Raw genomic sequence first — 15,470 nt, 5'->3', positions numbered from 1 at the left:
TTATATTAGTCTATAATACAACCAGATATGAAACTTTTATTAGCTCTATTATTATCAGCGTCTTTAGGTTTTACCTATGCCCAGAAGGTTAGTCAGAAAATGCTTATTGTCGATTTAAATGCAGACAAGGGCGTGGTCACTGATGGGGAATTGGTGGAACAATGGAAGAATCAGGTTTCCTCTTTTATAGTAAAGGACTTTTCCAGACGTGACGAAGGGCGCAGTGCTGCAGGATCGGGGAGGCCCAAACTCATTAAGAGGGTTGATGCTTTAAAGGGACATGGAACGCTGGTATTCAATAAACAAGAGTTGGTTAATATGGATGAAGATGCCTTTGATCATCTGGTTACCGGAAGCGGTTACACCTGGTTTAGTATACTTAAAGCCGGGAAGCAGTCGGGCGAACTACCTAATGTCAACTGCTTTTTTGGCAACCTTCGCAACCAGCCTAATAACGAGGGAATTTGGGGAGGATTTAATGACGACAATAGCTTTTGGATGAGCAGCAGAAATGCGATTACATTTGGGAGATGGGACCAAAATAACCCCTATGTGACTTCGAAAGAGATCGTAAGTCCCGATCGTTATTACCTGATTATGGGCAGAATGGGGAAGGGAACAGATACGGTTCAACTTCACTTATATCTTAATGATGGCGCTAAAGCTATAGCTTCAAGTCCTTTTCCTGTAAATGTGAAAGCGAATTCGTCCCGTATGGCAATAGGGCAGGAGCGGGATGCGGTGCAGCATCCGGGACGAGAATCATTTGTTGGTGAAATGGCGAGGTTTCTTCTTTATGACCGACCGTTGAGTGATGACGAGATGGTTAAGACCGCAAAATTGTTGGTCGGTTACTATGGGATCGTGGTTAAGTAACATCAACTTCCGACCTCCCGGCGTATGCCGGGACCTCGCCCTTCAACCTATTCTGACGCTTTTGCTGCAGGATAAATGATGTTCTGTGAAATCTGTTTTAGGTAAGCAATCGCGTTCTGCAAGTCTTTAAAGCTTTGTTCTAATAGCGATGCCGGTTGAGTCAGCTTCAGCTCCAGTGCCAGGAGGTATAGAATTTCATAGTTACCTGCTTTCATTTCCAGTATGGTCTTCCCGGTATGCAGTAATTGTACATCCTTTAAAATAGATTTTTGCTTGCTAAAGCCAGCTACTTCTTTCATTCTCTTTAAAAGCTCATCGTCTAAAGTAGAGGTGATTCTGATCGTTTTTAGTTTTTGAAAATCAATGATGAGTTGTAGCCTGGAAACATGACTCTCGCCATTAAATGACTCCGGTGATAGCGCTGTCCCTAATTCGGGGGTGAGCGTAGTTTGCGACATGGCTTCGAAACTTTTAAGGTATTTCTTTTCAGCAGCACACATTTCAACCAGAGAATGATTGAATACTTCAGAGAGGTTTAACGGAGGTGTTTTCATTTCAGACTATAACAGTAAGGGCAAGATAAGTGTTTTTAATAAAATGTCACGACCATATTATCTAAAGACATTCTGACAGGGATTGTGCTTGCTGCAACGGTTGTTAGGGTATCAAGCGAACATTGCGTCAGACTTTAAGGAATTATCGTGTTATTGAGCAAACAAGGTACTATATTTGCTCTAGTGGGCTAAGACATTAGATGTATGATGAAAGTTTTTGTTGGGGGTCTTCCTCCCGATGTTGATGAATTAGATTTGGTAGGCTTCATAAGCACTTATGCAGAAGTCAGTACAATTAAAGTAGTAAGGGACCGGGCAACTAAAAAGTGCAAAGGCTATGCTTTTTTGCAAATGACCACTGATAAAATGGCGGAACGAGCAGTGTCAGAACTTGATGGAAGAAGATATAAAGGTAATACACTTACGGTTAACATCTCTTAGTCAATAATATCCCGCTCCTGGAAAACATAATGATAGCGCTCGAAGTTTATTGAGTAGTTCATCTAACTTCTATTCCTATGAAATTTCCACGTATTGCTTTAGTTTTCGTATCCGGGGCTTGCATGCTTACCTCCTGTTATACTCAAAAAAAGGTTGCCGAAGATGGCACGGTCACCACGACCAGAACTCCGATCACAACGCTTAAACCGAACGCTCCTAATCCAAGTCAAAGCGTGATCAATGCCAGTGGCGACGGCTTAACCATAGGTATTCCTAATGGTAATGACCTAAGAGCGGGATCCTCAGAAAATGCTACAATAATCGCAAATAACGCTATTGCCAAAGTGAATGGCCCTACGGGAGTCAACCAGCAACGCCTTGATAGTTTAACCTCGGTTGATTTTATGAACAAAATCGCTGTACATCAAATGACCATGATCAAGTTAAGTGCATTGATACAAAGTAAATCAACTGACAAAAAGATAGCTGATTTTGCAAAGGTAATGTTGGCTAGTCAAGAGGCAGAACAGAAAGACTTAAAGAGATTATCGAGTTATAAGAATGTGGTTTTGCCGGGCACAGTGAACGTGAGTCAGCAGTCAAGTAATTTATCTTCTGAGTCCTATTTGCAAATGGTCATTGAAGATCAACAGAATGCCATCAGATTCTTTGAAGTTGGTAACAAATCCAAAGATGCGGAGATCAAGGCTTTTGCTGCTAAATACCTTCCTGTTTCACGTAGACACCTGCAGGAAGCGCAGTCCCTCAGTAAATAATCACTAGTTTAACGGTTCCTGACCAACTCATGCAAAACTATAAAAATCATATCCGGTTTTATCCCGCCCACCATTTCATATTTTATCCGATTGTAGGATTCTTATTGGTTTTTGCGCTGAGAAAAGCATTTACTGATGATGCAAACAGTACTTTATGGTTCTTTGCTGCTGCAATAGTCTTCCTGATAGGGTGGTTGTCGTTTATGGTAAGGCAACATTATGGTATGACTGTTCAGAATAGAGTTGTCGTTCTAGAAATGAGGCACAGGTATTATGTGTTGACCAATCAGCGTTTAGAATCTATTGAAGACAAGCTAAGTTTTGGTCAGATCGCTGCTTTAAGATTTGCATCGGATGAAGAGCTGCCGGCATTGGTGCAACGAACCCTAGCTGAACACCTTTCAGCAGCTGACATCAAAAAGGCCATTAAATCATGGTTACCTGATAACAGAAGAATTTAGTTCAACGATGGTTGCTTTTGGTGCGGAAGAGATATCATTAGCAGCCTTTCTGGTTGTGCTGATGGCTGTTTGCCTAAAGTTTAACAAACTGACACTATCTGGATCCCTTGCCACCGGCATGATCGGCGTTTGCGTCTATCTCGCTGATCACTTGAGGGGAGTATTGCTACTTCTGATATTTTTTATCACCAGCGTCCTCGCCACTGCACACAAAAAAGAATTTAAAGTCAAGGTTCATCGGGACGCTACTCAGCTCATGGGAAGAACTGCCGGACAGGTATTCGCAAATGGTGGTGTAGCCGCATTATGTGCCTTGCTAAGTATCCTTGATTCGGAGCATCTTCAACTATATCTCGTTATGCTGGCATCAAGTCTCGCTTCTGCCTTAGCAGATACACTTTCATCCGAGCTTGGTATTGTTTACGGTCGGAGATTTTATAATATACTTTCCTTAAAAAGGGATACAAACGGACTGGACGGGGTAGTAAGTGCTGAAGGTTCGCTAATTGGCGCAGCTGGTGCCTTTGTTGTGGGTCTGAGCTTTGCAGGCTTCAGCATTACGGCTTTGTGTATTGGAGTGGCTGGTATATCAGGCAATTTGATGGACTCAATAATCGGCGCATCTTTGGAGAGAAAAGGAATAATTGGAAATAACTTCGTAAATTTCTTGAACACATTATTTGCCGCGATCGTCGGATTGCTCCTTTATATTTTAATTATTACCTCTTGACCAAATGAAGACCATTCTATGCGTGTTATTTCTCTTTTTTAGTGCTTTAGTTGTTAACGGCCAGGCAACTTTAGGTATCAGTGGTGTAGTTAAGAATGTTGCCGGTGAACCGGTTGACGCTGCAACTGTCTTCATAAACGGTTCAAAACAGATCACTAAGACCGATAGCAAAGGTGAATTCCTGTTCAATAATGTCGGGTCAGGAACCTATCAATTGGTCGTAAATATGATCGGGTATGCCTCGGTTAAGCAAAACGTGGTTTTACAATTTCAATCCGCTAAACTAAATATTACACTTACAGAAAAACAGATTGTTCTTGCTGAAGTCGTTATTGGCGACGGATCTGAACGCGCTAAACAGATAAAGACTTTCATCAAAAACTTTCTTGGTGAGTCTGAAAATGCTAAGGGCTGCACCATCACCAACACAAATTTATTGGAGTTCAGTACCCGTCAGACGCTGTTAGAAGCAACAACCAGCGACTTCCTAATTATTGAGAATAAGGCCCTGGGTTATAAGATCCGCTATTTGCTTAGGAACTTTAGGTTCAACAGTGGTACCGGCATCACCAGTTACGACGGGGAGTCATTGTTTGAAAACATGGAGGGTACTGCCGAGCAGCAGGAGCAGTGGAAGTTGAACAGAAGGAAAGCTTATGAGGGATCGTTTATGCATTATTTAAGGTCTTTATACGCCAACACGACAAGGAAGGAAGGCTTTTTAACGTATAACATTATGAATAGAACGGCTCCGCTGGAATTAGATCCTAAGCTTGTGGACATGGAACAATTTCTGTTCACTGTAGACAGCAATTTCGTTGAACTTAAGTTTAAGAGGCGCTTTTATATCTATCATAATGCAAAGAAAGCAGCAGTGGAAGAGAAAGTTACTGATGATAAAACGGTAACGCAAACGATGGACAAAGAGGGGTCAATTATGACGCTGTTTCTTGATAACGCTATCCTCGACAAAAAGGGGAGCTATGTGGATTACAGGAGCTTTTATATCCAGGGATACTGGGGGAAAAAGCGTTTAGGTGATCAGCTACCATTCGAATATCAGCCAGGTGATTAACACCAACAACGTGTGATCATGAATAGAATAAGTATTTTTGCAGCTGAAAGTATGAAGTACACCTTAGATCTGTTCGATTTCAAGCAAAAGGTCAATTATAAAAATGAGATTCTTGCCGGCCTGACCGTCGCGATGACAATGATGCCGGAATCACTTTCTTTTGCAATTCTTGCGGGCTTTCCGCCGCTTACCGGTTTGTATGCTGCGTTTATCATGGGCATTATTACGTCGATATTTGGCGGCAGACCAGGGCTCATTTCCGGTGGTGCTGGTGCCACCGTTATCGTACTTATCGCTTTAATGAAATCTAATGGATTGGAGTATGTATTTGCGGCAGTCGCCTTAGCCGGTTCGATCCAAATTGCTGTCGGTCTTTTCAAACTTGGAAAGTTCATCAGGCTCGTGCCTCAGTCTGTGATGTACGGATTTGTCAATGGGCTTGCTATTGTAATCTTCATGGCTCAATTGGAGCAATTCAAGACTGTTGTTAACGGAAATCTCGTTTGGTTATCAGGTTCAGCTTTGTATACGATGATCGGTTTAGTGCTGCTGACAATCGCTATTGTCTTTCTGTTTCCTAAGGTCACCAAAGCAATTCCACCTTCCCTTGTGGCCATCATTGTAGTTTTTGCAATTGTACTTGGCTTCCAAATTGACACGAGAACGGTTCGCGATATCGCTTCAGTGAGCGGAGGTTTCCCTCCCTTTCACATTCCTTTAGTACCCGTTAATCTGGAGACGCTTTACATCATTTTTCCTTACGCTTTGATTATGGCTGGCGTTGGATTAACTGAAGGACTGCTGACCGTGAATCTTGTAGACGAGATTACTGGAACCGTTGGTAATAGAAACCGGGAGTGCATTGCACAAGGAACAGCAAACATTGCAAACGGCTTCTTTTTCGGCATGGGCGGTTGTCCAATGATCGCCCAAACGTTAGTTAATCTATCCGCTGGTGCCAGGGCCCGGTTATCTGGCATTATAGCTTCTTTGACCATTCTAATAATCATCTTATTTGCTGCACCTGTCATTGAACTCGTCCCGATGGCTGCCTTAACGGGAGTGATGATCATGGTAGCGATAGGCACATTTGAGTGGATCAGTTTCAAGATCATCAACAAGATGCCTAAACAGGATGTGTTTGTGGGCATTGTGGTTGCTTTAATTACCGTTTGGCTTCACAATCTGGCACTTGCTGTTTTGGTTGGTGTCATTATTTCTGCACTTGTATTTGCCTGGGAAAGTGCTAAACGGATTCGTGCCCGTAAGACCATTGATGCAGATGGAGTGAAGCATTATGCGATATATGGTCCCTTATTTTTTGGCTCGGTAGCAGGGTTTAATGAGAAGTTTGACGTTGAAGGCGACCCAAAAAAGGTTATTGTTGACTTCAAAGACTCCAGGGTCGCTGACATGAGTGGAATCGATGCTTTACATAAATTAACGGAGCGTTATCAAAAGGCTGGAAAGGAACTCCATTTGCGCCACTTGAGTTTGGAAAGCAGACGTTTGCTCACCAACGCATCACCAATCATCAGTGTAAACATTTTTGGGGAAGAGCGTTCCTAATCGTTATTTAGCTCTGACGTTTCTTTTGTATCCTTCATGAAGACGTACACCATAAGCGAAATAAATATGCATATGGTAATGTACCAGTAATAATAGGACTCATGGTTCCAATCTTTAAGCCACAAAGCAATATATTCTGCGGTACCGCCAAATATGGCGACCGTTAAGGCATAGGGTAGTCCCACCCCTAATGCTCTCACCTGCGCAGGAAACAATTCTGCTTTGACAATCGCATTGATACTTGTATAACCACTTACGATAATCAGTGCTGCCAGGAGGAGGAAAAACGCAGTCCACTGGGAAGTGGTTTGACTTAAAGCGGTTAGGAGCGGAACTGTGAAGATGGTTCCCAACACTCCAAAACCTATCAGCAATGGCCGGCGCCCAATTTTGTCAGATAGCGCGCCAAATAAAGGCTGCATCGCCGCAAATATTAAGAGTGTTAAAAAAGACATTAGGGTCGACTGCTCCTTAGTTAAATGCACGGTATTGACAAGAAACTTTTGCATATAGGTCGTATAGGTGTAAAACGCCAATGTACCGCCGAGAGTTAGTCCGACCACTTTAATTACTGCTTTTGGGTGTTTCAACAGTTCTTTTAAAGTGCCTTTTTTCGTAGAATTGTTCTTCTGATTTTCAAAAGCAGCAGTTTCCTCCAGGTTTTTTCTGAGGTATAATGCAACAATCGATAGAATTGCGCCAAATACAAAGGGTATTCGCCAACCCCATTCCATAAGTTCAGCCTCGGATAAAAGCACCTTTTGAAGTAATAGTTGAATGCCAAGGGCGATTAACTGGCCACCAATTAAGGTAACGTATTGAAAACTGGAGTAAAAACCACGGCGGTTCTTTGTTGCCATCTCGCTGAGGTAAGTGGCAGAAACACCATATTCGCCGCCAACACTAAGACCCTGAAGGAGTCTTGCTGTAAGTAACAGGATGGGTGCGACAATGCCGATGGCTGCATAGGTTGGTGTAAGCGCAATGAGGAGGGATCCTGCCGACATCAAAAGCACTGAGTACGTCATCGACTGCTTCCTTCCAATGCGATCTGCAATCCTACCGAAGATGTAACCACCTAAGGGACGCATCAGGAAGCCAAGTGCAAATATACCTGCAGTATTGAGTAGTTGGGCTGTCGCATCTCCTTTAGGGAAGAAAGATCCGGAAAAGTAAATTGCAAATGCAGAATAAGCGTACCAGTCATACCACTCTACCAGATTCCCGACGGAGCCCCCGAATATTGCTTTTAGCCTTCTGCCTGATATTTTTTCGTCCATCTATTCAAAAGTAGTCATAGTATGTAAATCTACCAATGACAGGTAGCGTTTATTCGAGCGTCATCCCGGTGAAGACCGGGACCTCGGACTGGGTGGCATTGCTATGCCGAGGTCCTGAAATAATTCAGGAAGACGTGGGTTTACACCTGTCATTGCCACTTCTTTGTGTTTGCCAAAACACTTTGCAAGAAATAAAATGGAGGTTCCAGACTGTTGAATTATTTGCGTCGTCCAAACAATTTCCTCCTTTAAACCTTTTAGGTATAAGAAAAACAATAGGTATGGAAAATACAAATGAGAATGCGCATCTGAATATTGAGACGGTAACTCCGGAGACTGAGAACGAAGGACTGCCTAACGATCAAAAGCACAACCATCGCGTCGAGAACGAGGGCACTAAGGATGCAAGTGACCATGCAGACGCTAACAACACCCCTGAGAAGCAACCTTCCGCCATTTACGAGAAGACTAATACGGCTGACGAGGATGTATCGCATGATGAAAAACCGGCGAGCAATGATGAAAAACCAGCGAGCAACGATGATGCGGCTTCTAAAGTGGAAACGGTTTCTCCTTAGCTATAACCGTTTTTCATTTAATTACAGGATGAGGCCTTTTAAAGCCACCATGGTGTAATCGCCATAATTACTTATCGCTTTTAAGATATCGGCAATTAATTGCTTATTATTTAGCGGCTTACCTTTCGTAGGAGCGACTAATACCTTTTTATCGACGGGCCCAGGCGTTACTTTCGTGGCGAACCAGGTTACGTTTTCGTGGGGTACTGCAACACCTAATATCATACCGGGCAAACCGTTAAAAGACTCTGGTCCGCCTGAAACGTGGATATCGTCTGTATAAAACGCAACGGCGTATATGGAATCAAGCAGTACGCCGTTGGCCCGTTTACACGTATAGCCTGCGATAATTCTGGTTTCATCTGTCAGTTTCCATTTTATCTTTCTTAGGCTATCATGAACGAGATAGGTCCTTTCGAAGAAGTCCTTTTGAATGGTGCTCTTCTTCCCAGATAGATCCGAATACACAATGTTTAGCTGATTTGCCATTGGGGAATCGTAAGTCCAATAGATTGACTCTCCTTTAACAGGTACAAATAATGTTGTGGTGTTGTCGAAGCTCAATATGCTTTTCCGCGTTAAAAACTGCGGTTGGTCGCGCAGATACTCCTCGTAATGCGGTTTCATATCGAGCGTATGCTTAGTGACTTTCTTTTTTACTATAGCAAACATATTAGCCGTTTTTTCATATTCGATAACGCCGCTGGTTACGAATTTAGCATGCTGCGAATAGGCGTTACTAGCTATGAAAGCCAGCAGCCAAATTATAGCGTTGTTTACGTATTTCATGGTTGTTGAGGTTGTTGTGATTTGCCGAATTTGCTGAAATCCCATATGGCTGCAATCATAAAGTATCGTCTTATAGTGGCATTTCTGCTTTCTTGAAACATGCCGTCGTCTTGAGTTCTTCTGTAGCCAGTATTCTGGTTTAACAGGTCATTTCCGGTTATAGTAAATTTCAGTCCTTCTTCCTTGAAGAATGACCTGCCCAGGTAAGCTGTAATCAGGGTTTGGTCGAAGCTTTTATTAAAGACTTCACTTTTACCGGTATACGAGTAATTAACATCTGAACCAATAAAGAATTGAAATGGAAGCTTTGTGTATAGACTTAACCTGGACGTTAAACCATAGCTGTTGTTGTTTTGAGATTGAAGGGATGAAGTGCTTACCTTATAGTTTGGTCCCAAATCGAAACTTGCTCTGTAATTGACCTTGTTCTTCCACACACTCAATCCGGGTGAGTAAGTCGTTGTCGTCATTTTGTTTAGCTCAGCATTGATGTAATTATAGGAGACGCTACTCGAAGCTTCAAAACTAATACTGGCTATAAAGTCGATTTTAGGGATGTGCCCGTACACTTCAGAATACATGCTCCAGGTATTGGGTTGTTTGTTCTTCAGGTTCGCCCAACTATAGGTGTTTACCCCCGATGAATCAGTGGATCGGTTTTGCACAATTCCGTTATAGGTATTCGAGATTGAAGTGTTAAAATTGATTCCTCTATCCAACGTAGGTTGGTACTTATAATACTTAAAGAACAGGTAATTGGTGAAAGAAGGTCTAAGCAAGGGATTCCCAACACTAATATTTAAAGGGTCCGTATTTTGTGCAACTGTAAATAATTGCTCTGCATAGGGTTGTCTGGTATTTCCGTTATAGTTAAGATTGACACTTGTCCCTTTACTCAGCTCATGCCACAGGTAAACTGCTGGGGACCAATTGTTAAAATTTCTTTTGATAGTAGTGTTACCTAGTTTATTGTTTTGATTGAAGTCGACGTTAGAATAGCCTCCAACCACGTTTATACTTACTTTAGGCTTGACATAGGCCATATTTAATTGAAAATCGTTTGTTGTATTCTGTGTGCGGAGGTGGTTGCTAAACAAGGGATCAAGTAAGTCATATGTATTCGCTGTTGACTTATTATACGACAGGTTTTTTACATCATTTATTGCGCCTTGTAGCGAGTACCCAACATTCAAATTGAGGTGTTCGAAGAGTGCTTCTGTAAAATTTATGCCTGCAGAGTAATTGGATCTTGTGTCTTTACTGGGTTTAAATTGGTCAACCACGTTTGAACTGTCCGGCATTCCCTGGCTATCGAAATAATCTAAGGTAGCGTTGAGAAATGTCTCACTATCAGAACCACTTAATACGGCAGACGACTTTAACGTTAGGCTACGGCCTTTTTTATTGAAGCGTTTGTTGTAATTACTTCGAAAATAGAAAGACTGATTGTTATTCTCCGAGCTGGATAGATTAGTCCCTGTATTCAAGGTAATTCCGTTACCTCTCGAAGTCTTGCTATCGCTAAGGCGCTCAAATGAATTGCTGCTGTTTGCTCCGGTAATGTCTATGGAAAGTTCTGAAGTGGAATCTAACTTCTTTGTATAAATGGCTCCTATTGATTGGTTGATCAGTTCCTGTCGGGAGGTCGAATTTCTATTAGTCAGATTGAAATTGCCAGGCAATGTATTTTGAGTTAACGTATTGCTACTGAAGTCGAGGATAAGGCTTCCTGCTTTAACGTTAGCATTAATCGATTCTTTGTCCTTATTCCACTTGTTGATAAAGGCGATGCCGCCATCCCTTGCCTGGGGTAGCCCTGTTCCCTGACGAAAGCCCATATTAGTTCCGCCCACTCCAAATTTGTTGTTGTCATCTCCGCTCAGACCCACCCGGCCAGTGTTTCCGAAATTACCATAAGCCGCTATCTTCTGTTTTTCATTGAACTTGTTGATTGCCGCCTGAGCAGTGTAGTAATCGTCAGTGCCATATCCAGCCTCCGTTTTTCCAAAGATTCCCTTCTTTTTGTCTTCCCTCAGCTGAATGTTGATGGTCTTAATTTTCACGCCATCTTCTATACCGGTGCGTTTAGCCTCGTCACTTTTTGCGTCATACACCTGAACCGTTTCGACCATGTCAGCACGAATGTTCTTGGTGATTAGCGCTGGATCATCGCCAAAAAACTCCTCTCCATCCAACAGTATTTTTTCTACTACTGTTCCCTGAAAGACGATTTCGCCGTTGCGATTGGTTTTCATCCCTGGGAACTGCTTGATCAGATCTTCTACTTTTGCGTTCTTCTGCGTCTCGAATGCTGCGGCGTTAAATTCGGTAGTATCACCTTTCATTTTTATGGAAGCCATTCTGGCTTTGATTATGACCTCTTGCAAAAGTTTAGATCTGAGAATCATGTTAATAGTTCCGAAATCCTTCATGGGTTGCTTATCGTCGAGCGTAAAATGTTCTACATAATCCGCAAATTCAGGATAAGAGATCATGAGCAGATAGTTACCCGGTGGGATATTTTTGATCTCAAAACGGCCCTTATCTGCATAAACGAAAGTTTGAAGTATAGAATCCCTGGCAGTGATTATTGAAATGGTTGCCTGATCAAGCTTGGTTTGTGAAGCACTATCAATAGCGACTCCTTTCAGCCCAAATTGAGTTTGTGCGAGAAGACTACTGGTAATAAAACACAGTACTGTAATTAATGAAGTGGTTAGTCTCATGAGATGCGTCGTTATTGCAATATAACATTTACTTTTGGTTAATTAAAACATCCCTCAGCGACAGTTTTATCAATGAAATTAAAGAGACCCCTTAAACGAATTATGATCGCATTATTAGTGATTTGTTGCATATTGACACTTTCCGTCTTTCTTTTTTTACAGCAAGCTTCTTTTGGAGCTTCTCCTACAGGAGCCAGGTTGGAGCGGATCAAACGCTCAGCCCAATATGCTGATGGCGCATTTCAAAACCAATCAGAGACGCCTACTTTGACTGGAGGCGGCACCTATTTTGGGGTAATGGTCAATTTCCTTTTCACGAAATATGAGCGGAAGTCTCCGGATTTTGTTTTGCCCTCCATAAAAAGGGATCTTAAGATCCTCCCTTCGGATAAACCGGAACTGACCTGGTTTGGTCATTCATCTTATCTACTTCAGGTCGACGGGCTTAATATTCTTGTGGATCCTGTGTTCAGCGGAAGGACTTCTCCGGTAAGTTGGGCAGGAACTAAGGCTTTTGATGGAACAGATGTTTACAAAGCTGAAGATATGCCACGAATTGATGTGATGGTCATTAGTCATGATCACTACGACCATCTGGATTATGAAACGGTATTGAAGCTAAAAGATAGGGTAGGCCTGTTTGTAACTTCTTTAGGTGTTGGTGCACATTTAGAATCATGGGGAGTACCCCCAGAAAAGATCAAAGAGCTGGACTGGTGGGAGACCGCGGAAGTCAGGCCGGGTGTCCATTTTACGGCAGCGCCAGCGAGGCACTTTTCTGGTCGGGGCATCGTTCGTAACAAGACCCTTTGGTCATCATTTATTTTCAAAACTTCTGATTACAGCATTTATTTAGGTGGTGATTCAGGATATGATAAACATTTTGCTAAGATCGGCCTGGAATACGGGCCCTTTGATCTGGCTATTTTAGAAAATGGGCAGTACAATCTTTTCTGGTCTAATATCCATATGATGCCGGAAGAGACCGCGCAAGCAGCAATCGAGTTAAAAGCGAAGGTACTTCTTCCTGTTCATTGGGGTAAGTTTGCGTTAGCCACTCATGACTGGGATGAACCAATTGGCCGGGTTTTGAAGAAAGCACTGACACTCAACCTGAAGGTAATTACGCCAATTATTGGTCAACAAGTTATTTTAGACAGTGTGATGCCTCAATCACGCTGGTGGATTAAGCCTGCTGTTATGGAATAATTACTATTCTGACATCTTAGTACTGTCTTAACATTAAAACTATGGCTGAGCTAAGTATTTCCCAGAACAAAAGAATGGTCCCGAAAGTAGATCTTACTGCGATGGTTGACCTTGCATTCTTACTGATTACCTTTTTTATGCTAACGACTTCTTTGTCGAAGCCTGTTGCAATGGATATTGCAAAACCTGACATCACGCCTGATGATACCAGGGCGCCTTGGCCTGCCTCTAGAACGATGACCATACTTTTGGGATCAGACGACAAAATTGGGTGGTATATGGGCGAGACTGATCTTGCAAAGCCGAAGCTGGCCGCGTTCGCTAACATCAGACAAGTGATTCTAGCCTATAAAGGCGTAGTGGCGAAAGCAAACAATGGTGATTCCCGCAAAACGCTTAATTTGATTGTTAAGCCCTTACCTGGATCTAATTACAAGAATTTCGTTGACATCATGGACGAGATTAATCTGGCGAATCTGAAGTCTGCCCCAGCTATCGATGATGAGCACATCACAGCAGCAGAAAGATCTTTCTTAAAATAATAAAACAACAATTAGAACAGAGTGTTAAACATTGGTCAAACTATAGGGGTATATATTGACGGATAGTTGAAGCAGGCTTCTTTGAAGTCTGCTTTTTTTATGGGGAATATTTTGAGGAAAAATTCCGGGAATTTAATTGGCTCCGATGAGTATCTTCGCCCAATATGACAATCACAATCCCTTCTCTGGAGAATCAGGAAGAATTACTTGTACTTTGGGAGGCATCGGTGCGGGCAACTCACGACTTTCTTAAAGAGGCTGATATACAAGTCTACAAGAAGCTGATTGGAGACAAATACCTTCAGAGTCTGGATCTGTATTGTATTTTGAAGGAGCACCGTATTGCTGGGTTCATTGGACTACAAGGTGAATTGATTCAAATGTTATTCGTTCATCCGGACTTCATGAAACAGGGCCTCGGAAGAACGCTCGTCAACTTCGCAGTTCTTGAACACCATGTAACTGAAGTAGACGTCAATGAACAGAATACTTCCGCCTTAGCCTTTTATAGGAATTTGGGTTTTGAACCTTTTGATCGATTCGAATCTGATGACGCAGGCAAGCCCTTTCCAATTCTAAGCCTTTCTTTAGCTATTACTCACTAAGTAATATTAAGCGAAAGAATCAACTTTAGCTTAAACCGTCTTAAGAACAAATGTTATCTTTAGCGTGTTAGATCTCAAATAAAATACTATGGCTAAGTTTCAAGATATTATCAATTCCGATAAACCAGTGTTAGTAGATTTTTCTGCAGAGTGGTGTGGACCATGTAAAATGATGGCGCCTATTTTGTCTCAGTTAAAGACCATGGTGGGTGAAACTACTACCATCTTAAAAGTCGATGTGGATAAGAATCCAGAGGTATCACAGCAATTCAATATTCAAGGGGTTCCTACGTTAATCCTTTTTCATAAGGGCGCTATAAAATGGAGACAGAGTGGAGTCTTGCAAGCCAGTCAGCTTAAAGGAATTATCGACAGCTTTGCATAATTAAATTTTTAACAGCGTTGAGGTTTGCTTTAATACTTTTTGTCCTGCTTTAGAAACCTCTATTGTAGCAGATGGAATGCCATTATTGTTAAGCAAAGCTATGATACAATCGTATTGGTAATCACCGCTAAGAAAACGGTAATAGTGATTGCCGCCACTACCATCGGGTGTCCATGTTCCATTCAATAATACTAGGTCGGGCGTGCTCACGGTGTTCGATCCGCGCGACCAGGAGGCATATCTATACTTGTTGCCTTCCATTTCGTCGATCCTGATTATAAACTTTTGGGTTTCCATATACAGAATGGGTTTACGGTAATTACGTAAATTTGCAGGTAGCCTGGATTTGTCTTTAGCGATTAGTAAATCACTCAACCGTTTCTCTGAAACAGACTGATGGTTCACACTAGTCAGTTTGCCATCAATCCAAAGTAGCCCTTGTAAGAGCATTATTCCACGCCAGCCTACCTTCGACCAGTCGTTTATCGGGTCAGAATGAGTGATTATGTTTTTCAAACTATCATCAAATATCTCTGTATACCGTTGGATAAATTCACACTTGTTATATACTGCTGGAATTGGATATACTCTTCTAAGCGGATATTTGACCTGATCAGCTAGCTTGCCTACTTGTTCGGTTTGTATTAACTCGACGAAGTCGGCAACTGTCTTTTTGTCTTTAATATCAGATAGCTGCCCAAAACTACTCAGAGCGAAAGAGGTGCAAATCAAGAATAGTATCAAGCCACTACCAAAGTTTTTCATTGTCACTGGTTGTTAACATAGCCGTCTCTAATATAGCAAATTGTCGCTACTTATTCGTTCTGTCATCTTTAAGTAAATGCTCAACAGCACGAAATCTGTTTATGACTTT

Annotated in this window: 17 protein-coding genes; 12 read left to right on the top strand and 5 right to left on the bottom strand. The window is 42.1% G+C overall.

Features of this window, described 5'->3' with window-relative positions; genetic code table 11:
- Positions 1–27: 27 nt before the first annotated feature.
- Entirely contained in the window at positions 28–876 is an 849-nt protein-coding gene (locus WKF66_RS06125) for a LamG-like jellyroll fold domain-containing protein (RefSeq protein ID WP_489673540.1), read from the top strand.
- A gap of 47 nt (positions 877–923) precedes the next feature.
- Here WKF66_RS06125 and WKF66_RS06120 read toward each other — a convergent pair whose 3' ends face one another.
- The gene (locus WKF66_RS06120) at positions 924–1,430 is read right to left on the bottom strand and encodes a DUF892 family protein (protein ID WP_489673539.1); all 507 of its coding nucleotides are present in this window, start codon (positions 1,428–1,430) and stop codon (positions 924–926) included.
- 204 nt (positions 1,431–1,634) lie between these two features.
- Here WKF66_RS06120 and WKF66_RS06115 point away from each other — a divergent pair, with 204 nt between their 5' ends.
- From WKF66_RS06115 to WKF66_RS06090, 6 genes are all read left to right on the top strand, one after another.
- Positions 1,635–1,871 carry an RNA recognition motif domain-containing protein gene (locus WKF66_RS06115; protein ID WP_489673538.1) on the top strand — a complete coding sequence of 79 codons (237 nt, stop codon included), beginning with the start codon at positions 1,635–1,637 and terminating at the stop codon, positions 1,869–1,871.
- 77 nt (positions 1,872–1,948) lie between these two features.
- Positions 1,949–2,647: a DUF4142 domain-containing protein gene (locus WKF66_RS06110; protein WP_489673537.1), complete on the top strand. Its 699-nt coding sequence runs from the start codon at positions 1,949–1,951 to the stop codon at positions 2,645–2,647.
- A gap of 29 nt (positions 2,648–2,676) precedes the next feature.
- Positions 2,677–3,108, top strand: coding sequence for a DUF6526 family protein (locus WKF66_RS06105; RefSeq protein WP_489673536.1), 432 nt, complete (start codon positions 2,677–2,679; stop codon positions 3,106–3,108).
- 7 nt (positions 3,109–3,115) lie between these two features.
- Positions 3,116–3,838: a DUF92 domain-containing protein gene (locus tag WKF66_RS06100; protein ID WP_489673535.1), complete on the top strand. Its 723-nt coding sequence runs from the start codon at positions 3,116–3,118 to the stop codon at positions 3,836–3,838.
- A 4-nt stretch (positions 3,839–3,842) separates the two neighbouring features.
- Complete coding sequence (locus WKF66_RS06095) at positions 3,843–4,913, top strand: carboxypeptidase-like regulatory domain-containing protein (protein ID WP_489673534.1); 1,071 nt, start codon at positions 3,843–3,845, stop codon at positions 4,911–4,913.
- Positions 4,914–4,964: 51 nt separating this feature from the next.
- Positions 4,965–6,482: a SulP family inorganic anion transporter gene (locus WKF66_RS06090; RefSeq protein WP_489674216.1), complete on the top strand. Its 1,518-nt coding sequence runs from the start codon at positions 4,965–4,967 to the stop codon at positions 6,480–6,482.
- Here WKF66_RS06090 and WKF66_RS06085 read toward each other — a convergent pair.
- The gene (locus WKF66_RS06085; protein WP_489673533.1) at positions 6,479–7,762 is read right to left on the bottom strand and encodes an MFS transporter; all 1,284 of its coding nucleotides are present in this window, start codon (positions 7,760–7,762) and stop codon (positions 6,479–6,481) included. The genes WKF66_RS06090 and WKF66_RS06085 overlap by 4 nt on opposite strands.
- A 281-nt stretch (positions 7,763–8,043) precedes the next feature.
- Here WKF66_RS06085 and WKF66_RS06080 point away from each other — a divergent pair, with 281 nt between their 5' ends.
- Complete coding sequence (locus tag WKF66_RS06080; protein ID WP_489673532.1) at positions 8,044–8,340, top strand: hypothetical protein; 297 nt, start codon at positions 8,044–8,046, stop codon at positions 8,338–8,340.
- A gap of 21 nt (positions 8,341–8,361) precedes the next feature.
- Here the strand turns inward: WKF66_RS06080 and WKF66_RS06075 are convergent, their stop codons facing one another.
- Complete coding sequence (locus WKF66_RS06075; RefSeq protein WP_489673531.1) at positions 8,362–9,129, bottom strand: GLPGLI family protein; 768 nt, start codon at positions 9,127–9,129, stop codon at positions 8,362–8,364.
- Positions 9,126–11,855 (bottom strand): TonB-dependent receptor, encoded by a 2,730-nt coding sequence (locus WKF66_RS06070; RefSeq protein WP_489673530.1) that lies wholly within the window; start codon positions 11,853–11,855, stop codon positions 9,126–9,128. The genes WKF66_RS06075 and WKF66_RS06070 overlap by 4 nt, the downstream gene beginning before the upstream one ends.
- Before the next feature lie 102 nt (positions 11,856–11,957).
- On the opposite strand from WKF66_RS06070, the gene WKF66_RS06065 reads away from it, so the two are divergent.
- The 4 genes from WKF66_RS06065 (at position 11,958) to trxA (ending at position 14,596) form a co-directional block, all read left to right on the top strand.
- On the top strand, positions 11,958–13,064 hold the full coding sequence (locus WKF66_RS06065; protein ID WP_489673529.1) for an MBL fold metallo-hydrolase: 1,107 nt from the start codon (positions 11,958–11,960) through the stop codon (positions 13,062–13,064).
- A 41-nt stretch (positions 13,065–13,105) separates the two neighbouring features.
- The gene (locus WKF66_RS06060; RefSeq protein WP_489673528.1) at positions 13,106–13,606 is read left to right on the top strand and encodes an ExbD/TolR family protein; all 501 of its coding nucleotides are present in this window, start codon (positions 13,106–13,108) and stop codon (positions 13,604–13,606) included.
- A 164-nt stretch (positions 13,607–13,770) separates the two neighbouring features.
- Positions 13,771–14,211 carry a GNAT family N-acetyltransferase gene (locus WKF66_RS06055; RefSeq protein WP_489673527.1) on the top strand — a complete coding sequence of 147 codons (441 nt, stop codon included), beginning with the start codon at positions 13,771–13,773 and terminating at the stop codon, positions 14,209–14,211.
- A gap of 88 nt (positions 14,212–14,299) precedes the next feature.
- Complete coding sequence (gene trxA, locus WKF66_RS06050) at positions 14,300–14,596, top strand: thioredoxin (protein WP_489673526.1); 297 nt, start codon at positions 14,300–14,302, stop codon at positions 14,594–14,596.
- On the opposite strand, the gene WKF66_RS06045 is transcribed toward trxA, so the two are convergent.
- Entirely contained in the window at positions 14,597–15,361 is a 765-nt protein-coding gene (locus WKF66_RS06045) for a hypothetical protein (protein ID WP_489673525.1), read from the bottom strand. It lies immediately after the preceding gene.
- Between the last annotated feature and the right edge of the window lie 109 nt (positions 15,362–15,470).

Source organism: Pedobacter sp. (genome assembly GCF_037719805.1).
Lineage (GTDB): Bacteria > Bacteroidota > Bacteroidia > Sphingobacteriales > Sphingobacteriaceae > Pedobacter.
The sequence above is the reverse complement of the archived record's forward strand: the minus strand, read 5'-3'. Positions and strand labels throughout refer to the sequence as shown.